Origin of the sequence: Paratractidigestivibacter sp., assembly GCF_052362415.1 — a bacterium.
Lineage (GTDB): Bacteria > Actinomycetota > Coriobacteriia > Coriobacteriales > Atopobiaceae > Paratractidigestivibacter.
Genome location: NZ_DAWEMK010000224.1, coordinates 1 through 1,027, shown reverse-complemented (window position 1 = coordinate 1,027; position 1,027 = coordinate 1). Strand labels below are relative to the sequence as shown.

The following is a 1,027-nucleotide window of genomic DNA, read 5'->3' as shown; positions in this document are numbered from 1 at the left end:
TGGGCCGACAGCCTCGAGGAGCTCGACCGCCGCGTCCAGCAGGTGACGAGCGTCGCGCAGGGCTGCACGATCGGCCTCGAGCCGCTCCACTTCCGGCAGCGCCAGGCTCTCAACTCGGTGCTCCCGCTCGGTGACAACCACGTCACCGTGAGCCGCTACCTCACCACGGGGCAGGTGGCCATGCAGATGCCCTTCGCCAGCCAGAGCCTCGACGAGGCGGGCGGAGGCTACTATGGGCAGTCCAAGGAGAGCGGGAACCTGGTGCTGTGCGACCGCAAGCGCTTGGCGAGTCCCATGGGCTTCGTGTGCGGCAAGCCCGGCTCGGGCAAAAGCTTCTCGGTGAAGCGCGAGATAACCAACACCGTGCTCGCGCACCCCGAGGACGAGGTCGTGATCTTCGACCCGGCCGGCGAGTACGGCAACCTCGTCGGCGCGCTCGGCGGCGCGAACGTCGAGCTCGCCCCGGGATGCTCGGCGGTGCTCAACCCCCTCGACACCGCCGACGTCGCGGACCGCGCCGACGCCGCCAAGCTCGCGTACAAGACCGACGCGGTGCTCGCGCTCTCGAGCGCGCTCATGGCCGAGGGCCGCGAGGGCCTGCCGGAGCGCGACCGCTCGATCATCGCCCGCTGCGTCGGCGAGGCGTACCGGGAGTGCGCGAAGGACGGCCGCCTGCCCACGCTCGGCGACTTCCACGCGGCGCTGCTCGCTCAGCCCGAGCCCGAGGCCGCCGACATCGCGCTGCGCTACGAGCGCTACGTGAAGGGCGCGTTCTCCTTCTTCAACGGCCAGAGCAACGTGGCGCTCGACAACCGCATCACCAACATCGACATGCACGGCCTCGGCCAGAACATGCGCGTGTTCGGCATGATCACGGCGCTCGAGATGGTGCGCAACCGCGTGATGGTCACGCCGCCGCGCCCCAACTACACCTGGCTCTACATCGACGAGGTGCAGAGCCTCTTCGCGCACCCGACGGTGGTCGAGTACTTCGCCCGCCTGTGGCGCGAAGGACGCAAGTTCGGCC

At 69.7% G+C, this 1,027-nt stretch carries 1 protein-coding gene; it reads left to right on the top strand.

The annotated features are described in order from the left end of the window. On the top strand, positions 1 to 1,027 hold a 1,027-nt coding region (locus ACT84W_RS11155), incomplete at both ends, for a VirB4-like conjugal transfer ATPase, CD1110 family (RefSeq protein ID WP_444329280.1).